Origin of the sequence: Pseudomonas sp. RtIB026, from assembly GCF_016861355.2 — a bacterium.
GTDB classification, from domain to species: Bacteria; Pseudomonadota; Gammaproteobacteria; order Pseudomonadales; family Pseudomonadaceae; genus Aquipseudomonas; species Aquipseudomonas peradeniyensis.
Genome location: NZ_AP023348.2, coordinates 3441264 through 3461971, shown reverse-complemented (window position 1 = coordinate 3461971; position 20708 = coordinate 3441264). Strand labels below are relative to the sequence as shown.

The 20708-nt window shown below is 67.4% G+C and carries 25 protein-coding genes; 10 read left to right on the top strand and 15 right to left on the bottom strand.

The genetic code is table 11. The features are described 5' to 3' along the window. Positions 1–6: 6 nt before the first annotated feature. Complete coding sequence (gene hpaR / locus PRtIB026_RS15440) at positions 7–429, bottom strand: homoprotocatechuate degradation operon regulator HpaR (protein ID WP_203646685.1); 423 nt, start codon at positions 427–429, stop codon at positions 7–9. Between the two features lie 171 nt (positions 430–600). Further along, positions 601–1503: a 4-hydroxyphenylacetate catabolism regulatory protein HpaA gene (hpaA, locus tag PRtIB026_RS15435; RefSeq protein WP_028688922.1), complete on the bottom strand. Its 903-nt coding sequence runs from the start codon at positions 1501–1503 to the stop codon at positions 601–603. Between the two features lie 162 nt (positions 1504–1665). Here hpaA and PRtIB026_RS15430 point away from each other — a divergent pair, with 162 nt between their 5' ends. The 8 genes from PRtIB026_RS15430 (at position 1666) to PRtIB026_RS15395 (ending at position 8904) form a co-directional block, all read left to right on the top strand. Further along, positions 1666–2340, top strand: a complete 675-nt coding sequence (locus PRtIB026_RS15430) for a fumarylacetoacetate hydrolase family protein (RefSeq protein WP_203646689.1) — start codon at positions 1666–1668, stop codon at positions 2338–2340. Continuing rightward, complete coding sequence (locus PRtIB026_RS15425; RefSeq protein ID WP_203646698.1) at positions 2337–3116, top strand: fumarylacetoacetate hydrolase family protein; 780 nt, start codon at positions 2337–2339, stop codon at positions 3114–3116. The genes PRtIB026_RS15430 and PRtIB026_RS15425 overlap by 4 nt, the downstream gene beginning before the upstream one ends. Next, positions 3113–4573: a 5-carboxymethyl-2-hydroxymuconate semialdehyde dehydrogenase gene (gene hpaE / locus PRtIB026_RS15420; RefSeq protein ID WP_203646701.1), complete on the top strand. Its 1461-nt coding sequence runs from the start codon at positions 3113–3115 to the stop codon at positions 4571–4573. The genes PRtIB026_RS15425 and hpaE overlap by 4 nt, the downstream gene beginning before the upstream one ends. A 156-nt stretch (positions 4574–4729) precedes the next feature. Further along, positions 4730–5653 (top strand): 3,4-dihydroxyphenylacetate 2,3-dioxygenase, encoded by a 924-nt coding sequence (gene hpaD, locus PRtIB026_RS15415; RefSeq protein WP_203646703.1) that lies wholly within the window; start codon positions 4730–4732, stop codon positions 5651–5653. Between the two features lie 11 nt (positions 5654–5664). Then, the gene (locus PRtIB026_RS15410; protein WP_203646704.1) at positions 5665–6075 is read left to right on the top strand and encodes a 5-carboxymethyl-2-hydroxymuconate isomerase; all 411 of its coding nucleotides are present in this window, start codon (positions 5665–5667) and stop codon (positions 6073–6075) included. Between the two features lie 7 nt (positions 6076–6082). Continuing rightward, on the top strand, positions 6083–6886 hold the full coding sequence (gene hpaH / locus PRtIB026_RS15405) for a 2-oxo-hept-4-ene-1,7-dioate hydratase (RefSeq protein ID WP_203646706.1): 804 nt from the start codon (positions 6083–6085) through the stop codon (positions 6884–6886). 135 nt (positions 6887–7021) lie between these two features. Next, entirely contained in the window at positions 7022–7822 is an 801-nt protein-coding gene (gene hpaI, locus PRtIB026_RS15400) for a 4-hydroxy-2-oxoheptanedioate aldolase (RefSeq protein WP_203646708.1), read from the top strand. Positions 7823–7944: 122 nt separating this feature from the next. Further along, positions 7945–8904, top strand: coding sequence for a ribonuclease Z (locus tag PRtIB026_RS15395; RefSeq protein WP_267812440.1), 960 nt, complete (start codon positions 7945–7947; stop codon positions 8902–8904). Between the two features lie 215 nt (positions 8905–9119). Here the strand turns inward: PRtIB026_RS15395 and PRtIB026_RS15390 are convergent, their stop codons facing one another. Both PRtIB026_RS15390 and PRtIB026_RS15385 read right to left on the bottom strand, forming a co-directional pair. Further along, on the bottom strand, positions 9120–10688 hold the full coding sequence (locus PRtIB026_RS15390) for a sensor domain-containing diguanylate cyclase (RefSeq protein ID WP_203646710.1): 1569 nt from the start codon (positions 10686–10688) through the stop codon (positions 9120–9122). Between the two features lie 193 nt (positions 10689–10881). Then, complete coding sequence (locus PRtIB026_RS15385) at positions 10882–11772, bottom strand: LysR family transcriptional regulator (protein ID WP_203646712.1); 891 nt, start codon at positions 11770–11772, stop codon at positions 10882–10884. Between the two features lie 108 nt (positions 11773–11880). On the opposite strand from PRtIB026_RS15385, the gene PRtIB026_RS15380 reads away from it, so the two are divergent. Further along, on the top strand, positions 11881–12855 hold the full coding sequence (locus PRtIB026_RS15380) for a polysaccharide deacetylase family protein (protein ID WP_203646714.1): 975 nt from the start codon (positions 11881–11883) through the stop codon (positions 12853–12855). A gap of 130 nt (positions 12856–12985) precedes the next feature. On the opposite strand, the gene PRtIB026_RS15375 is transcribed toward PRtIB026_RS15380, so the two are convergent. Further along, positions 12986–13540, bottom strand: coding sequence for an ester cyclase (locus PRtIB026_RS15375; RefSeq protein ID WP_203646716.1), 555 nt, complete (start codon positions 13538–13540; stop codon positions 12986–12988). Positions 13541–13668: 128 nt separating this feature from the next. On the opposite strand from PRtIB026_RS15375, the gene PRtIB026_RS15370 reads away from it, so the two are divergent. Further along, positions 13669–14082, top strand: coding sequence for a winged helix-turn-helix transcriptional regulator (locus tag PRtIB026_RS15370; RefSeq protein ID WP_267812437.1), 414 nt, complete (start codon positions 13669–13671; stop codon positions 14080–14082). A gap of 132 nt (positions 14083–14214) precedes the next feature. Here PRtIB026_RS15370 and PRtIB026_RS15365 read toward each other — a convergent pair whose 3' ends face one another. The 10 genes from PRtIB026_RS15365 to PRtIB026_RS15320 are packed head-to-tail and all read right to left on the bottom strand — an operon-like array spanning position 14215 to position 20707. After that, positions 14215–15066: a CsgG/HfaB family protein gene (locus tag PRtIB026_RS15365; protein ID WP_186735546.1), complete on the bottom strand. Its 852-nt coding sequence runs from the start codon at positions 15064–15066 to the stop codon at positions 14215–14217. 32 nt (positions 15067–15098) lie between these two features. Next, the gene (locus PRtIB026_RS15360) at positions 15099–15518 is read right to left on the bottom strand and encodes a curli assembly protein CsgF (protein WP_050705917.1); all 420 of its coding nucleotides are present in this window, start codon (positions 15516–15518) and stop codon (positions 15099–15101) included. Further along, the gene (csgE, locus tag PRtIB026_RS15355) at positions 15515–15910 is read right to left on the bottom strand and encodes a curli production assembly/transport protein CsgE (RefSeq protein WP_203646718.1); all 396 of its coding nucleotides are present in this window, start codon (positions 15908–15910) and stop codon (positions 15515–15517) included. The genes PRtIB026_RS15360 and csgE overlap by 4 nt, the downstream gene beginning before the upstream one ends. Beyond that, a complete protein-coding gene (locus PRtIB026_RS15350) occupies positions 15907–16428 on the bottom strand; it encodes a type II secretion system protein (protein ID WP_203646721.1) in 522 nt (173 codons plus the stop codon). The genes csgE and PRtIB026_RS15350 overlap by 4 nt, the downstream gene beginning before the upstream one ends. Then, positions 16403–16777, bottom strand: a complete 375-nt coding sequence (locus PRtIB026_RS15345) for a type II secretion system protein (protein ID WP_096050074.1) — start codon at positions 16775–16777, stop codon at positions 16403–16405. The genes PRtIB026_RS15350 and PRtIB026_RS15345 overlap by 26 nt, the downstream gene beginning before the upstream one ends. 5 nt (positions 16778–16782) lie before the next feature. Beyond that, positions 16783–17256: a type II secretion system protein gene (locus tag PRtIB026_RS15340; RefSeq protein ID WP_203646723.1), complete on the bottom strand. Its 474-nt coding sequence runs from the start codon at positions 17254–17256 to the stop codon at positions 16783–16785. Beyond that, positions 17253–19130: a secretin N-terminal domain-containing protein gene (locus tag PRtIB026_RS15335; protein ID WP_203646724.1), complete on the bottom strand. Its 1878-nt coding sequence runs from the start codon at positions 19128–19130 to the stop codon at positions 17253–17255. Before PRtIB026_RS15335 ends, PRtIB026_RS15340 begins: the two co-directional genes overlap by 4 nt. Next, positions 19127–19627, bottom strand: a complete 501-nt coding sequence (locus PRtIB026_RS15330; RefSeq protein WP_203646725.1) for a hypothetical protein — start codon at positions 19625–19627, stop codon at positions 19127–19129. The genes PRtIB026_RS15335 and PRtIB026_RS15330 overlap by 4 nt, the downstream gene beginning before the upstream one ends. Continuing rightward, positions 19627–20178 carry a type 4a pilus biogenesis protein PilO gene (gene pilO / locus PRtIB026_RS15325; protein ID WP_203646726.1) on the bottom strand — a complete coding sequence of 184 codons (552 nt, stop codon included), beginning with the start codon at positions 20176–20178 and terminating at the stop codon, positions 19627–19629. Before pilO ends, PRtIB026_RS15330 begins: the two co-directional genes overlap by 1 nt. Next, positions 20165–20707: a PilN domain-containing protein gene (locus tag PRtIB026_RS15320; protein ID WP_203646727.1), complete on the bottom strand. Its 543-nt coding sequence runs from the start codon at positions 20705–20707 to the stop codon at positions 20165–20167. Before PRtIB026_RS15320 ends, pilO begins: the two co-directional genes overlap by 14 nt. Position 20708: the final 1 nt, after the last annotated feature.

Here is a 20708-nt window from a genome sequence, read left to right as displayed (position 1 = left end):
ACGGCATCAGGGCCTGACCTTCTTCAACTCGTTCAACAACCCCATCAACTGCTCCAGCTTGTCCTCGCCGAACTGGCGCTGGATCTCCTGGTAATTGCGCTCCATCTCCTCGCTCATGGCCAGGAACGCCTGCTGCCCGCGCACGGTCAGGCTGATGAAGATCCGCCGCTGGTCCTCCGGCGACTTGCGCCGGCCCACCAGGCCGTCGCGCTCCAGGCGCTTGAGCACGCCGCTCATGCTCGGTTTGAGGATGCAGGCCAGGTCCGCCAGCTGGTGGCTTTCCAGCTCGCCCTGCTGGCGCAGGATGCGGATCACCCGCCACTGCTGCTCGGTCAGGTCATGGGCATTGAGGGCCGGGCGGAAGAACGCCATGGTCGCTTCGCGGGCCTGCAACAGGGTCAACGTCAGGGAAGGTCTAGGAGTGGTCATCAGGATAAACGGCTGGTTTTATTAAGATATTAATAAAGTGAAAACCATTTTCACCCGTGCTGTCCAGCCCCTGTGAAAAGTACCAGCGCTCCCGGCAAACGCCTATTTTCCAGGCGCCGCCTTCGTTGCACGATCAGTTGAAGCCTGTAGCCCGGAGCTGATCGCCCCATGTCAACGCAATCCCGCCTGGCGCTGGCGATACTCCCCCGGCGTCATCTGCGCATGGCGCTGGAAGAAGCGGCTGAAATACGCCGGATCCTTGAACCCCAGCCGATAGCAGATCTCGTTGGCCGAACCGCCGGTGTACAGCAGCAATCGGCGCGCCTCCTGCATCAGCCGTTCGAACACCAGGCGCTTGGACGGCAGGTCGGCCATGCGCCGGCACACATCGTTCAGCCGCGCCTCGGTGACGCCCAGCGCCGCCGCGTAGGCCGGCAGCGTCCAGTGGTCGAGGTAGTGGCGCTCGATCAGCTCATTGAATCGATGAAACAGCTGCAGGTCCTCGTGCCGCGCAGGTGTGGCCTCCAGCGAATTGGCGCCCAGGCGCAGCAGGCTGATCATCACCAGGCGCGCCAGGTCCTGCACGGCGGTGCCCTGCCCGGCCTGGCCATGGCCGATTTCGTCGCCAAGCAGGTCGAACAGTTGCTCCAGGCGCCGCACCTCGCCGGCCGCCGCCCCCTGCAGGTGACCCAGGGCAACGCACGCCGGTTGCAGCCGCGGCCCCAGCGCCAGCCCAGGCTCGGCCTGCAGCAGTTGCCAGACCAGTTGCTGGCGCACGGTCAGCACATGGCCGTCGGCGTCGGCCTCGGTGACGAAGGCATGGGGAATGGTCGGCGGGGTGAGGAAGAACATCGGCCCGGACTCGTGGTAGCGCTGCTCGTCCAGGTACACCCGCACGCTGCCGGTCTTCACGTAGTGCACCTGGAAGAAGCGGTCGTGGCGGTGCACCGGCATGTTGCGGCCGAAGAATCCGGCCAGGTTGCCCAGGCGGTCGTAGTGCACCTCGCTGTCGCTATAGCGCTGGTCGTACACCTGACCGATGTTGATGTTGGGAATCGGCTGTCGTTCTTTCATTGTTGTTCTCGCAGCGGTGAAACGCGCCGGGGAAACCATCGTAGCACCACCGGCCAGCGGTAGACGCCTTGACGATCGTTAACATATTAAATATAACGTTAACACATTAACAAAAACACCACGAGGCGCCCCTGGTCGCCTCAATCACCGCAGGAGAAAAGCATGAGCCGTGCCTTGCACGAGGTCGCCAACGGCAGCTTGTTCGGCGTCGCCCTGAACTACCAGGGCCTGCTGCAGCAGCATCTGGCATCCTTCCATGAAGCGCCGTACCTGCAGCCGCCGGTCAAACCGGTGCTGTTCATCAAGACCCCGAACACCCGCAACGAGCATGCCCGACCGGTGACCTACCCATCGGCAGTCGAGCGCCTGCAACCCGGCCCCGCGTTGGGCGTGGTGATCGGCAAGGACGCCAGCCGCGTCAGCGTCGACGACGCCCTCGCGCATGTGGCCGGCTACACCATCGTCAACGAGTTCAGCCTGCCCGAGGACAGCTACTACCGCCCGGCGGTCAAGGCCAAGTGCCGCGACGGCTTCTGCGCCATCGGCCCGCAGCTGGTGCCGGCCGCGCAGGTCGGCAACCCCGACGCGCTGGGCATCCGCCTGTGGGTCAACGGCGAGCTGCGCCAGCACAACAACACCGCCAACTGCGTGCGCGGCGTGGCCCGGCTGATCGCCGAGATCAGCGAGTTCATGACCCTGCATGCCGGCGACGTGCTGATCACCGGCACCCCCGAAGGCCGCGTCGATGTGCTGCCCGGCGACCGGGTGACGGTCGAGATCGACGGCCTTGGCCAGCTGACCAACCCCATCGTCGCCGAACAAGGACTCGCCCCATGAAGCACGCCCGTATCCAGTTCGACGGCCAGGTCCATCAGGTCACCGTCGAGGACGAGCAGCAACTGCGCCTGGCCGATGGCCGCCTGGTCCATGTCGACCAGGTCACCTGGCTGCCACCGGCCACCGGCAACATGTTCGCCCTGGGCCTGAACTACGCCGACCACGCCGCCGAGCTGGCCTTCACCCCGCCCACCGAACCGCTGGCGTTCATCAAGTCGCCGGGCACCTACACCGGGCACGACCAGGTCACCTGGCGCCCGGACAACGTCAAGTACATGCACTACGAGTGCGAACTGGTGGCGGTGATCGGCAAGCCGGCGCGCAACGTCAGGCGCGAGGACGCCCTCGACTACCTGGCCGGCTACACGGTGTGCAACGACTACGCCATCCGCGACTACCTGGAGAACTACTACCGCCCCAACCTGCGGGTGAAAAACCGTGACGCCACCACCCCGGTGGGCCCGTGGATCGTCGACGTCGCCGACGTGCCGGATCCATCGAAGCTGACGCTGCGCACCTGGATCAACGGCGAGCTGAAACAGCAAGGCAGCACCGCCGACATGATCTTCGACATCCCCTACCTGATCGAATACTTCTCCAGCTTCATGACCCTGCAGCCCGGCGACATGATCGCCACCGGCACCCCGGAAGGCCTGGCCGACGTGGTACCGGGCGACGAGGTGGTGGTGGAAGTAGAAGGCGTTGGTCGCCTGGTCAACCGAATCGTCAGCGAAGCCGAGTTCTTCGCCCGCAAAAAACACGAGGCAACAGCATGATCAAGCACTGGATCAACGGCCGCGAAGTCGAGAGCCGCGACACCTTCATCAACTACAACCCGGCCACCGGCGAAGCCATCGGCGAAGTCGCCAGCGGCGGCGCCGAGGAAGTCGCCCAGGCCGTGGCCGCGGCCAAGCAAGCCTTCCCCAAATGGGCCAACACGCCGGCCAAGGAGCGCGCCCGGCTGATGCGCCGCCTGGGTGAGCTGATCGAGCAGAACGTGCCGCAGCTGGCCGAACTGGAGACCCTGGACACCGGCCTGCCGATCCACCAGACGCGCAACGTGCTGATTCCCCGCGCCTCGCACAACTTCGACTTCTTCGCCGAGGTGTGCACGCGCATGGACGGCCACACCTACCCGGTGGACGACCAGATGCTCAACTACACCCTCTACCAGCCGGTGGGCGTGTGCGGGCTGGTGTCGCCCTGGAACGTGCCGTTCATGACCGCCACCTGGAAGACCGCGCCATGCCTGGCCCTGGGCAACACCGCGGTGCTGAAGATGAGCGAACTGTCGCCGCTGACCGCCAACGAGCTGGGCCGCCTGGCGGTCGAGGCTGGCATCCCCAATGGCGTACTCAATGTGATCCAGGGCTACGGCGCCACCGCCGGCGATGCCCTGGTGCGCCACCCGGACGTGCGCGCCATCTCCTTCACCGGCGGCACCGCCACCGGCCGCAAGATCATGCAGACGGCGGGCCTGAAGAAGTACTCGATGGAGCTGGGCGGCAAGTCGCCGGTGCTGATCTTCGAAGACGCCGACCTGGACCGTGCCCTGGACGCCGCGCTGTTCACCATTTTCTCGCTCAACGGCGAGCGCTGCACCGCCGGCAGCCGGATCTTCATCCAGGAGAGCGTATACCCGCAGTTCGTCGCCGAGTTCGCCGCCCGCGCCAGGCGCCTGATCGTCGGCGACCCGACCGATCCGCAGACCCAGGTCGGCTCGATGATCACCCAGCAGCACTACGACAAGGTCACCGGCTACATCCGCATCGGCCTCGAGGAAGGCGCACGCTTGGTGGCCGGCGGCCTGGAGCGTCCGGCCGGGCTGCCGGCGCACCTGGCCAAGGGGCAGTTCATCCAGCCGACGGTGTTCGCCGACGTGAACAACTCGATGCGCATCGCCCAGGAAGAGATCTTCGGCCCGGTGGTCTGCCTGATCCCGTTCAAGGACGAGGCCGAGGCGCTGCAACTGGCCAACGACACCGAATACGGCCTGGCGTCGTACATCTGGACCCAGGACATCGGCAAGGCCCACCGCCTGGCCCGTGGCATCGAAGCGGGCATGGTGTTCATCAACAGCCAGAACGTGCGCGACCTGCGCCAGCCGTTCGGTGGGGTGAAAGGCTCGGGTACCGGGCGCGAAGGTGGGCAATACAGCTTCGAGGTCTTCGCCGAGATCAAGAACGTGTGTATATCCATGGGTAGCCATCACATTCCGCGCTGGGGAGTGTAACGCTTCCAATCGCCGGGGCTGCCTTGCAGCCCTTCGCGGGTAAACCCGCTCCCACAGGAACAGCGCTGAACCTGTGGGAGCGGGTTTACCCGCGAATCGAGGGCGCAGCCCTCGCCATGGACACCAAGAACAACAACCTTCAACAGGAGACATACCATGGGCAAACTCGCTCTCGCCGCCAAGATCACCCATGTTCCCTCGATGTACCTGTCCGAACTGCCCGGCCCGCGCCAGGGCTTTCGCCAGGCGGCCATCGACGGCCACCACGAGATCGGCCGGCGCTGCCGTGAACTGGGCGTGGACACCATCGTCGTGTTCGACACCCACTGGCTGGTCAACGCCAACTACCACATCAACTGCGCCGCGCATTTCGAAGGCCTGTACACCAGCAACGAACTGCCCCACTTCATCGCCAACATGGACTACGGCTTCCCCGGCAACCCCGAGCTGGGGCGGATCCTTGCCGAGGAATGCAACCGCCTGGGCGTGGAGACCATGGCCCACGACGCCACCACCCTGGCCCCGGAGTACGGCACCCTGGTGCCGATGCGCTACATGAACGCCGACCGCCACTTCAAGGTGATCTCGGTCTCGGCCCTGTGCACCTCGCACTACCTCAATGACAGCGCGCGCCTGGGCTGGGCCATGCGCAAGGCGGTCGAGGACCACTACGACGGCACCGTGGCCTTCCTCGCCAGTGGCTCGCTGTCGCACCGCTTCGCCCAGAACGGCCAGGCCCCGGACTTTGCCACCAAGGTCTGGAGCCCGTTCCTGGAGACCCTCGACCACCGCGTGGTGCGCATGTGGCAGGACGGCGACTGGGCCGACTTCTGCGCGATGCTGCCCGAGTACGCAGTCAAGGGCCACGGCGAAGGCTTCATGCACGACACCGCCATGCTGCTCGGCGCCCTGGGCTGGTCCCAGTACGACGCCAAGGCCGAGGTGGTGACGCCGTACTTCGGCTCCTCCGGCACCGGCCAGATCAACGCGATCTTCCCGGTCACCCCGCAGGACGGCAGCGCGATCCCCGCCGCCCAGGCCTCGAACCCGGCCGGCGTCACCGCCACCAGCCGCCTGTAAGGAGTACCGTCATGCCTCATCTGGTCCTGCTCTACAGCCCGGACATCGAAGCCGACGCCGATATGCCCGGCCTGTGCCGCGCCCTGGCCGACTGCATGCTCGCCCAGCGCGACGAACATGATCGCCAGGTGTTCCCCACCGGCGGCACCCGCGTGCTGGCCTACCCGGCCGCCCACGCGGCGATCGCCGATGGTCGTGGCGACTACGGCTTCGTCTACGCCAACCTGCGCATGGGCAGCGGTCGCAGCGCCACAGTGCACCAGCAGGTCGGCGATGGGCTGCTGGCGGTGCTGCGTCGGCAGTTGGACGCGCTGCTGGAACGTCGCCCGGTCGGGCTGACCCTGCAGATCGATGAAAGCCAGGCGCAGGTGTACGACGCCAAGCACAGCAGCCTGCATCCCCTGTTCACCCGTCAGCCCTGAGGTCTCCATGCTCGACGCCCGCATCATCCAGCAAGCCGCCGCCCGCCTCGACCAGGCCGAACGCACCCGCGAACAAGTCGGCCAGTTCTCCCTGGAACACCCCTCGATCAGCATCGAGGACGCCTACGCCATCCAGCGTGCCTGGGTGGCGCAGAAGATCAAGGACGGCCGCAAGCTGGTCGGCCACAAGATCGGCCTGACTTCCCGGGCCATGCAGGTCTCCTCGAACATTACCGAGCCGGACTATGGCGCACTGCTCGACGACATGCTGTTCGACGAAGGCAGCGACATTCCCTTCGAGCGCTTTATCGTGCCCCGGGTCGAGGTGGAGCTGGCGTTCATCCTCGGCAAGCCGCTCAAGGGGCCGAACGTGACCCTGTTCGACGTGCTCGACGCCACCGAGTGGGTGATTCCGGCCCTGGAGATCATCGATGCGCGCATCCAGCAGGTCGACCCGCTCAGCGGTGCCACCCGCAAGGTGTTCGACACCATCTCCGACAACGCTGCCAACGCCGGCGTGGTCATGGGCGGTCGCGCCGTGCGCCCGGGCGACGTCGACCTGCGCAAGGTGCCGGCGGTGCTGTACCGCAACGGCGTGATCGAGGAGTCCGGCGTGTCGGCGGCGGTGCTCAACCACCCGGCCAAGGGCGTGGCCTGGCTGGCCAACAAGCTGGCGCCATACGACGTGGGCCTCGAAGCCGGCCAGATCATTCTCGGCGGCTCGTTCACCCGCCCGGTGGCCGCCCGTCCTGGCGACACCTTCCACGTCGACTACGATCAACTCGGTTCGATCGCCTGTCGATTCGTCTGACGCCTGCCCAGACAGCAGAGATTCCTGTGGGAGCGGGTTCACCCGCGAAAGCAGCATCAGCATCACCATCGCATTCGCGGGTGAACCCGCTCCCACAGTGTACCTGCGACCCCACACGCTCAACGAGGACCGCCCATGGACATGCCCATCAACACCTTCAAACAACGCCTGCGTGCAGGCCAGGCGCAGATCGGCCTGTGGCTCGGCCTGGCCGACCCGTACTGCGCGGAGCTGGCGGCCAATGCCGGCTTCGACTGGCTGCTGCTCGACGGCGAGCACGCGCCCAACGACCTGCGCAGCCTGCTCGGCCAGTTGCAGGCGGTGGCGCCCTACCCGGCCCAACCCATCGTGCGCCCGGTGATCGGCGACACCGCGCTGATCAAGCAATTGCTGGATATCGGCGCGCAGACCCTGCTGGTGCCCATGGTCGAAAGCGCCGAGCAGGCACGTCAGCTGGTACGGGCGATGCGCTACCCGCCCCACGGCGTGCGCGGCGTTGGCAGCGCGCTGGCACGCGCGTCACGCTGGAACAGCCTGCCCGACTACCTGGACCAGGCCGACGAACAGATGTGCCTGCTGGTGCAGGTGGAGAACCGCGAAGGCCTGGCCAACCTCGACGCGATCTGCGCCGTCGAAGGTGTCGATGGCGTGTTCATCGGCCCCGCCGACCTCAGCGCCGCCATGGGCCACCGGGGCAACCCGGGGCATCCCGAAGTGCAGGCGGCCATCGACGACGCCATCGTGCGCATCGGCCGTGCCGGCAAGGCGGCGGGGATCCTCAGCGCCGACGAGGCGCTGGCGCGCCGTTACATCGAGCTGGGCGCGGCGTTCGTCGCGGTCGGGGTCGACACCACGGTGCTGATGCGCGGCTTGCAGACGTTGGCGGGCAAGTTCAAGGGAGGGGCCGCTGCCAGCGCCCAGGGCGGTGTCTACTAGTCCGGCCTGGTAGCGCGTAAGCTCGATGTTGGGAGCACACTGGCCCCTGCGACAGTGCCATGCTAGCCTCCGCGCGCCCCGTCCTGCGGGGTCGCAACAACATCGAATCAAGGAGTCAGGCAATGGACCTGCAGTTTCTGGGCACCTCTTCCGGTGTGCCCACCAAGGCCCGCAACGTCAGTGCGACCGCGGTCATCGAATCCTCAGGCACCGGCTGGTACCTGGTCGATTGCGGCGAAGGTACCCAACACCAGTTGCTGCACAGCCCGCTGTCGGTGCGCGACCTGCGCGCCATCCTCATCACCCATGTGCACGGCGACCACTGCTTCGGCTTGCCGGGGCTGCTGGCCAGCGCCGGCATGTCGGGGCGCAAGGAACCCTTACAGCTGGTGCTGCCGGCCGAGCTTCAGGCCTGGGTGCGCCAGAGCCTGGCGGTCAGCGACACCTACCTGCCCTTCGAATTGCAGATGCAGCCGGTCGAGACCTTCACCGGGCTGGAACATGGCAATGTGCAGATCGGCGTGGTCGAGCTGTCGCATCGGGTGCCGTCCTACGGTTTCGTATTCGAGGAGCGTGACCCAGAGCCACGGCTGGACACCCAGCGCCTGCAGGCCGACGGCATCCCCGCCGGGCCGTTGTGGGGGCAACTGGCCCGTGGCAGGACTGTCGAGCACGAGGGACGCCAGCTCGACCCGCAGGCCTACCTGCAACCGACGCGCCCGGCGCAGCGGATCATCGTCTGCGGCGACAACGACCGCCCGGAGCTGTTGAGCACGCTGGCGGCGAACGTGGATGTGCTGGTCCATGAGGCGACCTTCACCCAGCCGGTGGTCGAGCGTGCCCAGGCGACCTTCGGCCACAGCACCGCCGCCGCAGTGGCGCGCTTCGCCGAAACGGCGGGCGTGAGGAACCTGGTGCTGACGCATTTCAGTGCTCGCTACCAGTCGGGCGGCGGGCGTGGTGGCTCCATCGATGAAGTCCGCGAAGAGGCGCAGGCGCACTACAACGGGCACCTGACCCTGGCCCGGGACCTGCAGCGTTATCGGCTTGGCCGTGATGGGGTGTTGGTAGAGGTGGAGTGAGCAGGCCTTGTGGCCAGCCCCTTTTGGATATCAACGCTCCGATTCAAGATTGCCGGGGTCGCTCTGCGACCCTTTCGCGGCACAAGGCCGCTCCTACAGGGGGACGCAATCGCCTGTAGGAGCGGCCTTGTGCCGCGAAAGGGCTGCAAGGCAGCCCCAGCAACTCCAAGCCGGACGCCACTCTCAACCCCTGGAAAAGGCTGGACCTTGCGGCCTCAATGCGCCGGATGCTGCGCCACGCTGGCCGCCAGGCAATAGCGATCCCGCCCCTGGCGCTTGGCTTCATAAAGCGCCGCATCCGCAGCCGCCATCAGGTTCTCCGGGGTCACCGTCTCCAGCGTCGGCGCGCCCACCGCAATACCGGCACTGGCCGAGACGTGTCCCAGCGGGCTGCCGGCATGCTCGATGGCCAGCCGGCGCAACAGCTGGAGGATCTCCTGGACGATCTGGCTGGCGCCCTGGCCATCGGTATCGGGCAACAACAGGGTGAACTCCTCGCCGCCATAGCGCACCGCCAGGTCCCCCGGGCGCTTGAGCGCCTGGCGCAGCAGCTCGGCGAAACGCCGCAGGCACTGGTCGCCCGCCGGGTGGCCGTAGCGGTCGTTGTAGGCCTTGAAGTAGTCCAGGTCGAGCATCACCAGGGCCAGCGGCCGACCCTGGCGCCGCGCCCGGCGGATCTCCGGCTCGAACACCGCGTCCAGGCGTCGGCGGTTGCCCAAACCGGTCAGGCTGTCGCTCAGGGCCAGCGCCTTTAGGGTCTGGTGGGCCTGGTGCAGTGCGCGCTCGATGGCGATGCGCTCGCGCAACTGGCGCAGGACGATCCAGCCGAAGCCGGCCAGGCCGACCAGCAGCAGGACCAGCACGGCCAGTGACTTGATCATGTCATGCCGCCAGGGCCCGACGATCGACTCGCGGGACAAGCCCGCCTGTACCACCAGCGGGTAGCTGGACAGCGCACGGAACGCATACAACCGGGTGGTGCCATCAACCACCGCCACCGCTTCGGTCACGCCTTCGCTGGCGTAGGGCAGGTAAAGACGGAAGATCTCGCTGCCCGCCAGGCTGCGGCCAATGACCTGCTCGACGAACGGCCGGCGCACGAGGATGGTACCGTCGCGTTTGGCCAGCACCAGGGCGCCACGTTCATCGATCTTGAAATCACCGTAGTAACGCACGAACCAGTCGACCTTGATGGTGCCCAGCAGCACCCCGGCGAAGCGGCCATCGGGCAGGTCCAGGCGCCGCGAGATGGGGATGATCAGGTCGCCCGTGGAACGGCTGCGCACCACCGAGCCGATACGCACCTGGTGACCGGCGTGGGTCTGGTGGTAGATGAAATAGTCGCGGTCGGCGTTGTTGGCACCCGGTGGCACGGCGTCCTTGTCGGTGACGATCCAGCTGCCATCGGCGCCGTAGACGAACAGGCCGTGCAACTGCGGCATGATCTGCACCTGTTGCTTGAGCAGGGCGTGCAGGCGCGGTCGATCGACATGGGCGAAGCCATCGCCTTCCAGGCGCTCGGCCAGGACGGCGGTGATCGCGTCCACCTGGCGGATAGCGTCCTCGGCGTGCTGGGCGGTGGCCCTGGCCAGGTTGGTGACCGCGTTCTCGGCGTCGCTGAACGCCTGGCGGTACTCGCGCCAGATCCGCCAGCCCTCGATCAGCACGAACGCCAGCATCACCACCGCCATGAAACCCAGCACCAGGCGGAACAACGACACGGCGCGGCCCTCGCCGGTCACCGCGAAGACGCTGTCATCAGTGTGTTTCCTGGCTGCTGCCATCAAAGTCCCTTGTCGTCACGCACTGGCCGCTCATCACTATAGTTCAGCCAGGCCACTGTCCATCTACTGTAGGAGCGGCCTTGCCGAGGCGTCGGACCGGCCGGAAAGGGCCGCGTAGCGGCCCCGGCGATCTTTGCGTCAACGCTGACATCCGGGGGCCGCTCTGCGGCCCTTTCGCGGCACGAGGCCGCTCCTACAAATACCCCGCCCCAAGCTCCGCCACGATCGCCTCCATCAGCGCCCGCACCCGCCTCGGCTGCACCCGGGTCGGCGGATAGACGATCTGCAGCGCCACCTGCCCGGCGCTGAAGTCTCCCAGCACCTCCACCAGCCTGCCACTGTCCAGGTCATCGCGTACATCGCGCAGCGACTTCAGGCACAGGCCATGCCCGGCCAGGGCCCAGCGCCGCACCTGCTCGCCGTTGTTGGCGACCCGCCGGCCGCGCACGCTGACCGGATAGGCCGCCGAGCCCAGGCGAAACGGCCAGACCCGCTCGGTGTGGATGCCGAAGCGCATGACGATGCAGTCGTGCCGCGCCAGGTCGTCCGGGTGCAGTGGTGTGCCGTGCCGGCCCAGGTAATCGGGCGCGGCGCACACCACCCGGCGGTTGTCGCCCAGGGGCCGGGCGCGCAGGGAGCTGTCGGCCAATGTGCCGTAGCGGACGGCGAAGTCGATGCCCTGCCCGACAAGGTCGACGTAGCCATCGGTCAGGTCCAGGTCGATCGACACTTCGGGGTGTTCGGCAAGGAAGCGGTCGAGCAGCGGCGCGATGCAGTGCTGGCCGAGGTCCACCGGGGCGCTCAGGCGCACCAGCCCGGAGATCTTCTGCTGGCCGTGGCGCAGCTGACTCTGCAGCTCGTCGGCCTCGGCCAGCAAGCGCCGGGCGCCGTCGGCCAGCAGCCGACCGGCGTCGGTCAGGCTGAGCGAGCGGGTGCTGCGGGTCAGCAGTGTCACCCCGTAATGCGCCTCCAGCGCCGACAGGCGCTCGGACACCGTGGCCGGTGACAACCCGCGCTCACGGCCCGCCGCCGACAGGCTGCCCTTTTCGATGATGGTGAGGAACAACGCCAGTTGATCCAGCATGGCTTTCGACTTTTCCGAAATATGATTTTGTCTTTCGGCTGATTATTAGCGATTTTCTCGCTAATTACACTGCCCGGCATCGAAACCCACGCACTCAGGAGCGAACCGATGACCAGCAGAAGAGACTTCATGAAAGGCACCCTTGCCGGCGGCATCGCCGTGGCGGCGGGCGCGGCACTGGCGAGCGAGCCAGGCAGCACCAGCGAGGCGACGCCAGGTAGCGGCGATGGCAAGGCGTTCTGGCCCAACGGCGCGCAACTGGTGATATCGGTGTCGTTGCAGTTCGAATCGGGTGGGCAGCCGGAGCATGCCGAAAGCCCCTTCCCGCCCCTGGACCCACGCTACCCCGACACCATCGCCCCCAGCTGGTACCGCTACGGCCCGCTGGAAGGCGTGCCGCGCCTGCTCGCGCTGTTCGACCGGCACGGCATCAAGGTTACTTCGCACATGGTCGGCAAGGCCGTGCAAGCCTACCCGGAGCTGGCGGCCGAGGTGGTCCGGCGTGGTCACGAAGCCGCCGGTCACGGCCTGCACTGGGCGCCCCAGTACAGCCTGACGCCCGCCGAGGAGCGCCGCCAGTACCAGCAGGCCAGCGCCATCATCGAGCGCGTCACCGGGCAACGTCCGCTGGGTTTCAACGCGTTCTGGATGCGCCACTCCCGCGAGACCCTGAATATCCTCCAGGACCTGGGTTTCCTCTACCACATCGACGACCTGGCTCGCGACGAGCCGTCGATCACCCCGGTGCGCGGCAAGCCGTTCGCCGTGGTGCCCTACACCCTGCGCAACAACGACATCGGCCGCATCGCCGGGTCCACGGCGATGACTGGCGCGGCCTTGCTGCAGGAGCTCAAGGACGAGTTCGACGTGCTGTACGCCGAAGGCCGCCAGCGCCGCCGGCTGATGTCACTGTCGGCCCATGACCGCATCGGCGGCACGCCCACCGTGGTACGGGCGCTGGACCAGTTCTTCGCCTATGCCCGCAGCCATGCCGGGGTGGCGTTCATGCGCAAGGACGACATCGCCCGCTGGACCCTGGCCCAGGGCGATGCGCCGGTCAATCCGCCGCGGGTGTTCAGCTGATCGCAGGCCAGGCCCAACCTGTAGGAGCGGCCTTGTGCCGCGAAAGGGCTGCGCAGCAGCCCCGGGATCTCAGCCTCAAGGCAGATATTGCTGGGCCGCTTCGCGGCCCTTTCGCGGCACAAGGCCGCTCCTACAGCCCCACCAGGCCCGCCTGGCGCATGAACGCCAGGTTGTCCTCCAGATGCCAGTCCTCGGCGATGCGGCCATCGGCGATGCGATAGATGTCCATGGCGATGAAGTCGATGGCCTGACCCTGGCCCCGGTGCTCGCCCAGTGTGCCGGTGAAATGGCCGGTAAAGCGCAGCGCCGCGGTGACCCGGTCGCCGGCGACGATCATCTGCAGCACCTCGCAGCGCAGGTCCGGCACCGCCGCGCGGAATGCCCGGGAAGCCTTCAGCGGCCCTTCGACGCCCTGTGGCCGCCCCGGCGGCAGAGTGTTGTCGCGAAAGTCGGCGGCCAGCGCGGCGCGGGCCATGGCCTCGTCGCCGGTGTTCCAGAAGGTGTCGTAGCGGCGGGCGGCGAGGATCTGCTGCTGCGCCTGGGCCGCGGGCAGGCTCTGATCGACCACCAGCGTGACCGGCGTCACCAGCTCGCTGGCGTTGCCCAGATTGGCCGCCGCAGTCAGCAGCAACGTGGAGATCCAGCGGGCGGCACGCAGCGCCGAAGCCTTGGTTTCGGTGTTCATCCTGATTTCCTTCAGTGCGTTTACAAGGGGGCATGGCGCGGCCGCGAACCATGGACAACAGCCTAACCAGCCCCGAGCAAGCGCTCAAGAAGGCACTTTTCACTCACCTGATTACCTTGGAGTAACCCATGGCCCACTACCGCGAATGCCCGGCCTACGACGTCTTTGCCCCGAACTGCCCGGCACGCCTGGTGCTCGATCGGCTGGCCGACAAATGGGTGCTGCTGCTCATCGACCGCCTCAGCGCCGGCGAGCGGGTGCGCTTCAACCAGCTGCGCCGGGATATCGCCGGGGTCTCGCAAAAGGTGCTGTCGCAGACCCTGAAGAGGCTCGAGCGCGATGGCCTGGTGGAACGCCAAGTGCATCCGACCGTGCCGCCCACCGTCGAATACGCCCTGACCGAACTGGGCGCGACACTGGGCGGCACGGTGGAACATCTGGCGCATTGGGCGGAGTCGAACATGCCGGCGATAGTTCAAGCTCGGCAACGCTACGATAAGAGGCCGGACCCAGGATCCCCCCGCAATGCACTTCCCCTATAGGAGCGGCCTTGTGCCGCGAAAGGGCTGCAAAGCAGCCCCGCCGATCTTTGCATTAGCGCGCAAATCCCGGGGCCGCTGTGCGGCCCTTTCGCGGCGCAAGGCCGCTCCTACAGGCAAGCGCGTAACCTCGACTTACGGCTGCTGATACTGACTCAGGTACTTGTCCAGCACCGCCTTGTCCCCCGCCCCATCCCCCGCCACCTGCCACAACCGCCGCTCGATCCCCTGGGCCAGCAGGTGGCCCACCGCGGCTTCGATGGCCGACAGCACGCACAGCTGCGCCGGTTCGTTGGTGGTGTAGCCCACCTCGGCTTCGAGCAGCTTCTTGAACTCGATGAACTTGAACACCCCGGCGTTCTGCCCGACCGAGTAGATGGTCTTGCTGGTCATCACGTTGGCCAGCACCTGGCCGGTGCGCACGTCCACCGCCCGCAGGTTGACCGTGACCTGGTCGACCCGGTACTCGCGGGACAGGCCGATGCCCAGGTAGCGGGCGCCCTCACCGCCGCTGCGCACATTGGTGTCGTAGGCGATGATGCCGCCCTCGAGCATCAGGTTGGCCGCCTGCAGCGGCGGCAGCTCGCCCTGGATGTTTTCCGCGACGTCGGGCTTCTTCTGCGAGGCGCGGATGATCTTGCGCTCGGTCAGCAGGTTCTGCAGGCCCTCGCGCTCCAGCACCACGAACCAGCCGCTGGCGTTGAGCGCGTCCATCAGCATGCTCGCCGCCCCCTGGGTGACGCTGGTGGAAAACGAACTGGCCGGGGTCGGCTTGTATTGCCCGGTCTGGTCGCGGAAACCGTACACCACCGCCATCAGCCGCCCGCGCGGCCGAGGCATGTTGACCAGGTCGTAGTAGGTCGAGGCCCGCGGCGTCAGCGTCGGGGTCTCGGGGTCCTGTTCGGCGGGCATCGGCTCGCGCAGGCCGCAGCCTGGCAGGCTACCCAGGGCGGCGAGGACCAGCAGTGTGCTCAGCAGGCGTTTCATGGCGTTCTCTCCCCAGTAAAGACCCGTCCCTCTCAGGGGTTCAGGCCGCTGACCTCGATGATCGAGACTTCCCCGGTGGCCCGGTCGGTGACCTTGATGCTCAGCGCCCCCGAGTCGTCGATGACGTCGATCAGGAAGGCGTCGGTGGACATGCTGCCGGTGTTGCCGTTGCTGATGTTGTCCAGCAGCTGCCCGAGCAGGCGCGACTCGAGCTGGTTGCTGAAGCGCTCCAGGGCCGAGGTGCCGGCGAATGCCGAGCTGCGGTCCTTGAGGTCGGGATCGTCGTAGTCGTTCTGCGCCTGGGCGTTGTTCAGCAGCCAGGTGCCATTGATCGGGTTGCCGCCGAAGGACGGGTTGACCGGGGTGTACACCAACTCGGTGGCCAGGGCCTGGCCACCGAGGCCGGCAGCCAGCAGGCAGGCGGCGATGCGTCGTGCAAGATGGGTGCTCATAGCTCGTCCCTCTCCAGATCGGTTGTGTCCTGCAGCAGTCGTTGCAGCTTGCGCTGGATGATCTGTTGCCTGACCAGGTCGGCGGCCGCGATGGCCTCGTCGTTGAGTTGCGTGGTGTTGGGCGGCAGGAAACGCCGGTACAGCACCTCGCGCTCGTATTCCACCGTCACCAGGCTGCCCCAGCGGGCATCCGGGCGTTCGCGCACCACCAGGTTGAAGTCGAGCCGGCTGGTGGCGCGCAGCCGGTCGCTGAAGGCGTGATAGAAGTCGTGGCCGATGTGCGAGATGGTGTTGTCGACGATGAAACCCATCATCTCGTCCTCGGCACCCGCCCGGGCCTGACCCTGCAGCAGGGCCAGGCACAGGCACAGCAACGTGGCCAGGCGTTTCATGGCGCCTCTCCCGGGCCTGCGTGTTGACGGGCGCCGCCGGCACTCTCGGCAAAGGCCTGCTCGGCGACGAACTGCCAGTCGCTGTAGTGTTCCAGCCCTTCGAAAGCGCTCCACTGGGCGTCGAAGCCACTGCGCTTGAGCGGCGCGGTCTCGGAGCGGCTGTACACCCCGGTGATACGGCCATCGACCGCGCGCAGCAGGCCCCACGCCTCGCCGCCGCCGACCGGGTCCGGGTAGAGCCTGCGCAGGTGGCGCTGCGGCGATGGAAAACGGTTGTCCTCCACCAGCTCACCCAGGTCCTGCGGGTACTGGGCCAGGCCCGGCGAGGCGCGGTAGTAGCTGCGCAGGGCCTGGGCATACTGGCCGCCCACCCACAGCAGCTGGCGTTCACGCTCACGCTGCACGCTGGTGGCCCACAGGGTGCCGGTGGCCGCCAGGGCCACGCTGCTGACGGCGATCAGCAGCAGCACGCCCAGGTAGGTGAAGCCGGTTTCACCATTCGGCATAGAGGCTGCCATCACGCGCCCTCCCGCTGGCTCCACTCTTGATGTCGGCCACCCCGCCAGCCACGCCCTCGGGCGGCGGCACCAGCTGCCAGGCATCGCGGCGCTCGGTGATCGGGTCGACCGGTGTGTTGCGCAGGTAGCGCTGCTCCACCAGCTGATCGAGGGAATCGGGGTAGTGCCCGGTGTCGCCGTAGTAGTGGTCCAGGGCCTCGCGCAGCACCGCCAGGCTCTGGCGCAGGGTGGCCTCGCGGGAGGCCTCCAGGCTGTTGAAGTAGCGCGGCATGGCGATGGTCATCAGGGTGGCGATGATCGCCATCACCACCAGCAGTTCGATGAGGGTAAAGCCCTTGCTCGGTTTCATCGCCGTCACCATTGCCCGTAGGGGACGTTGTTGAGGCCCTTGCCGGCGGCCGTGGAATAGACGTCGAACACGTCCTCGCCCTCGCGCGGGCTGTCGGCCGCGCTGTCGTAGGCGCGCAGGCCCCAGCCGCCCTGGTCGTCGGCCTTGGCGGCGCGCAGCGGGTCGTGGGGGATGCGCCGCAGGAAGTAGAACTTCGCGCCCTTGGCGCTGCGCACATCGCGCACGCCGTCCACCAGCACCTGCAGGTTCGGTGGATAGCCGCTGCCGTTCAGGCGCTTCTCGATGTAGCCGGCGTCGAAGGCGCGCTTGTAGGCATCGATGGCGTCGCGGATCTGGTACAGGGCCTCGCGCAGCTGCTGCTCCTTGCCCCGACGCACCACGGTCTCGGTCAGTGGCGCGGCCATGCTGGCGAGCAGCCCGAGCAGCGCCAGGGTCAGCACCACCTCGATCAGGCTGAAGCCCTGCTGGCGGCGTGTCATGGCCGTGGCCTCGGGCTGGCGGGCACCACGGCCATCTGCCCTTCCACCAGCGGCGCCTCCTGCGACTCGCTGCCCGGCACCTCGGTGGGCACCGCGCTGGCCGGCACCGGCTGGGCCAACTGGCGCACCTGCAGGGCCGACTCGGTGCCGGTGGCGAACTCCATGTCCGACGGGCTCTGGTACGGCAGGTTGCGCACGATGCGCGGGGTGATCGCCAGCACCAGTTCGGACTTGCTCATGTCGTCCTTGTTGCTGCCGAACAGCCGGCCCAGGCCGGGAATGTCACCCAGCCCCGGGATCTTGTTGCCGCTTGCGTTGTGGTCGTTGCGCACCAGCCCGGCCAGCACCTGGGTCTCGCCATCGTGCAGGCGCAGGCTGGTCTGGGCGTTGCGGGTGTCGACCTGGACCGGAATGGTGCCCTGGCGGGTCGCCTCCAGGGGCGTGGCGTTGCTCACTTCCAGCGCCACCTTGATCGCCACCTCGTTGTTCAGGTGCACGGTGGGCTGCACTTCGAGCTTGAGGCCGACGTCCAGGTAGGTGACGCTCTCGGTGATCACCGGGCCCTGGGTCGAGGGCACCGAGGTCGCGCTGATGATCGGCACCCGCTGGCCTATGTGGATGCGCGCCTGCTCGCGGTTGCTGACCCGGATCACGGGGCTTGCCAGGGTGTTGATGTCCTTGTCCTGGGCGTTGATCTTGGCCTGCGGCGCCGGCGAGATGCTGATGCGGCTGGAGTCGATGCCGCGCAGCTGGTCGAGCACGCTCACCGACTTGCCGTCGCTGGTCAGCACGCCGAAGGTGTTGGGCCATTGCAGGCCAAGGTCGAGGATGCGCGAGGTGGCCACCTCCATCACCTCCACCTCCAGCACCACCTCGGGGTTGGACTGGTCCTGGGACTGCAGCAGTTTCTCGGCCATGCGCACGGCGTCGGGAGTGTCGCGCATGGTCAGGGTGTTGAGGCGCTCGTCGACGAACACGTCGCGGGTCTTGAGCATGGTCTTGACCATGTTCAGCGCGGTGTTGGCGTCGATGCTGGTCAGGTAGAAGGTGCGCATGACCAGTTCCTGGTAGTCCTTGGTCTTCTGCGGCGAGTCCGGGTAGATCAGCAGGGTGTTGTCGTTGACGATCTTCTGGCGCAGCTGGTTCTGCTCCAGCAGCAGGGCCACGGCGTCCTCGATGCGCACCTCGCGCACGAAGATGGTGGCCTTCATGTCCGGGCGCAGGTCCTTGTCGAAGATGAAGTTGATCCCGGCAACCTGGGCCAGCACCTCGAAGATGGTCTTGAGGTCGGCATCGCGAAACTCCAGGGTGACCGGCCGTTCCAGCTTGCTGCGCAGCTGCGGGTACGGCGTGGCGGTGCGCGCCTGGACGTTCTCGATGTCGCTGCGCAGCATCTGGCCTTTCTGGTTCTGCGGATCCAGGCGCAGCACCTCGCGCATGTAGCGCTCGGCGCCGAACAGGTCGCCCTGGCGCAACGCCGCCTGGCCGAGGGCAACGCGATCGTCGAGGGTGCGGATCAGCTCCAGCTGGCGGATGCCTTCCTGGGCACGGCGGTTGTTGGCCTCTATGGTCAGCACCCGGCCGTAGCCCATGCGCGCGCCAGCGAAGTCGTGGCGCACGCGGTCGCTGTCGGCCTGGGTCAGCAGCGCCTCGACCGCGGCCTGGCGGCCGTGGGCCAGGGCGATGTTCAGTTCGGTGTCGCGCGGGTCCTCGCGCAAGGCCTCTTCCAGGCGGGCGATCCCGGCCTCGTACTGGCCTTCCTTGATCAGCTCCTGGCTGTCCTTGCGCGCGGCGCTCGAGCCACATCCGCCGATGGCCACGCACAGGGCCAGGAGCATGAACGGTGCAGGCTTGCACAACTTCGACGATTTCATGGGGCGCTCCCGACAGACAGGGTCTGTGGCTGGTGCAGTGGCAGGTAGACCAGGCTCAGCTCGGTGGCCGAGACTTGGTCCAGACGGTAGGTGTCATCGATCACGTCGCCCTGGCGCACGACGTAGAGCTTGTCGCCGCTCTGCAGGAAGATCTGCAGGTCGTCGCGTTCGCCCATGCGGCCGATGAAGCGAAACGGCAGTGTCGGCGCGGTGGGCGCGGCGGCCACCGGGGCGGTGACCACGGGTTGTTCGGTGACAGTGGCCAGGGCCTGGGGTGGGGTCCATTGCTGGCTGGGGAACAGGTCGCGTGAAGGGCTAGTGGCCTCATCGCGGGGCAAGCCCGCTCCCACGTTGGTGGGGGCTGCGTGGGAGCGGGCTTGCCCCGCGATCGGGCCGGCCGCCTCGTCCTCCAGGCCGAACCAGTGCCCCGGCGCCCACGCCAGCGCGGCGCTCACCCCGAGGAACCCGGCCCACATCACCGCACGCTGAGTGTTCATCACGACCTCGACAGGTAAAGGGTCATGCGCACACGACCGGTCAGTTCCCGGTCACCGATCCGCTTGCGCTGCAGCTCCAGGTCTTCCAGCACCAGGGTCGGCAACTGGCCGAGCAGTGCCTTGAGGAAGCCGCGGATCTGCGGGTAGCTGCCACGCACCGGCAGGACAATCTGGTAGCGCGCCAGCTGGGTCCTGGGGTCCACCCCCAGGGCGTACTCGCCGCGGGACAGGCTGATGCGCTCGGCGCTGGCCAGGTGGTACAGGCGCTCGATCAGCTCGCTGGCCTGGGGCTGGCCGGGCAACTGCTGGCGCAGTTCGTCCAGGGCCTGCTGCTCGGGCCGGGCCTGGACCTTCAGCTCGCCGCGCGCCAGGCGCTGCACCTGGGCGCTGGCATCGGCCTCGCTGGCGCGCAGCTCGCGCACCGCCTGCCAGTGCGGCAGCACCCCAGCCAGGGCGATGGCCAGCGCCAGGGCGCCAACCAGCAGCGCCGCCAGCCCTGCCCGGCCCAGGCGCCGCAGCGCTTCGTGGACAATCAGGCTAGGGACGCGCATGGCCGGTCTCCCAGGTGGCGGTGAGGTTGAAACGCACCGGATGCTCGGCCTGCCCGGCCAGCACTTCGTGGTTGAGCAGCGACACGTCGGACAGCTCGGCGCTGCGCTCCAGGCGCTGGTGGTACTGCAGCATCGCCTCGAGGTTGCGCGCCTCGGCGCTGATGCGGACCTGGCCCTTGCGTGCGTCTGGGGTCAGGCTGAGCAACGCCACGTCTTCCTGTGGCATCGCCTCGAGCATGGCGAACAGTTGCTGCCAGGGACGCTGCAGCTGCTGCGAGACGCTGCGCATCTGTGCCAGGCGCTCGGCCTGCTCGCGGATCACCGCGCTGCTCTGCACGGCGGCGGTGGCCGGGCGCCGGCCGAGCTTGAGTTCGAGCTGGTGCACGCGGCCTTCAAGGTCCACCTGCTCGCTCACCAGTTGCTGCTGGGCCAGCACCAGCACCGCCAGCACGGCGCCGCCCAGGACCAGCAGCGACCAGGCCAGGGGGCTGCTGTGACGGGGCTGGAATTCCAGGTCGAGGCGGCGCATG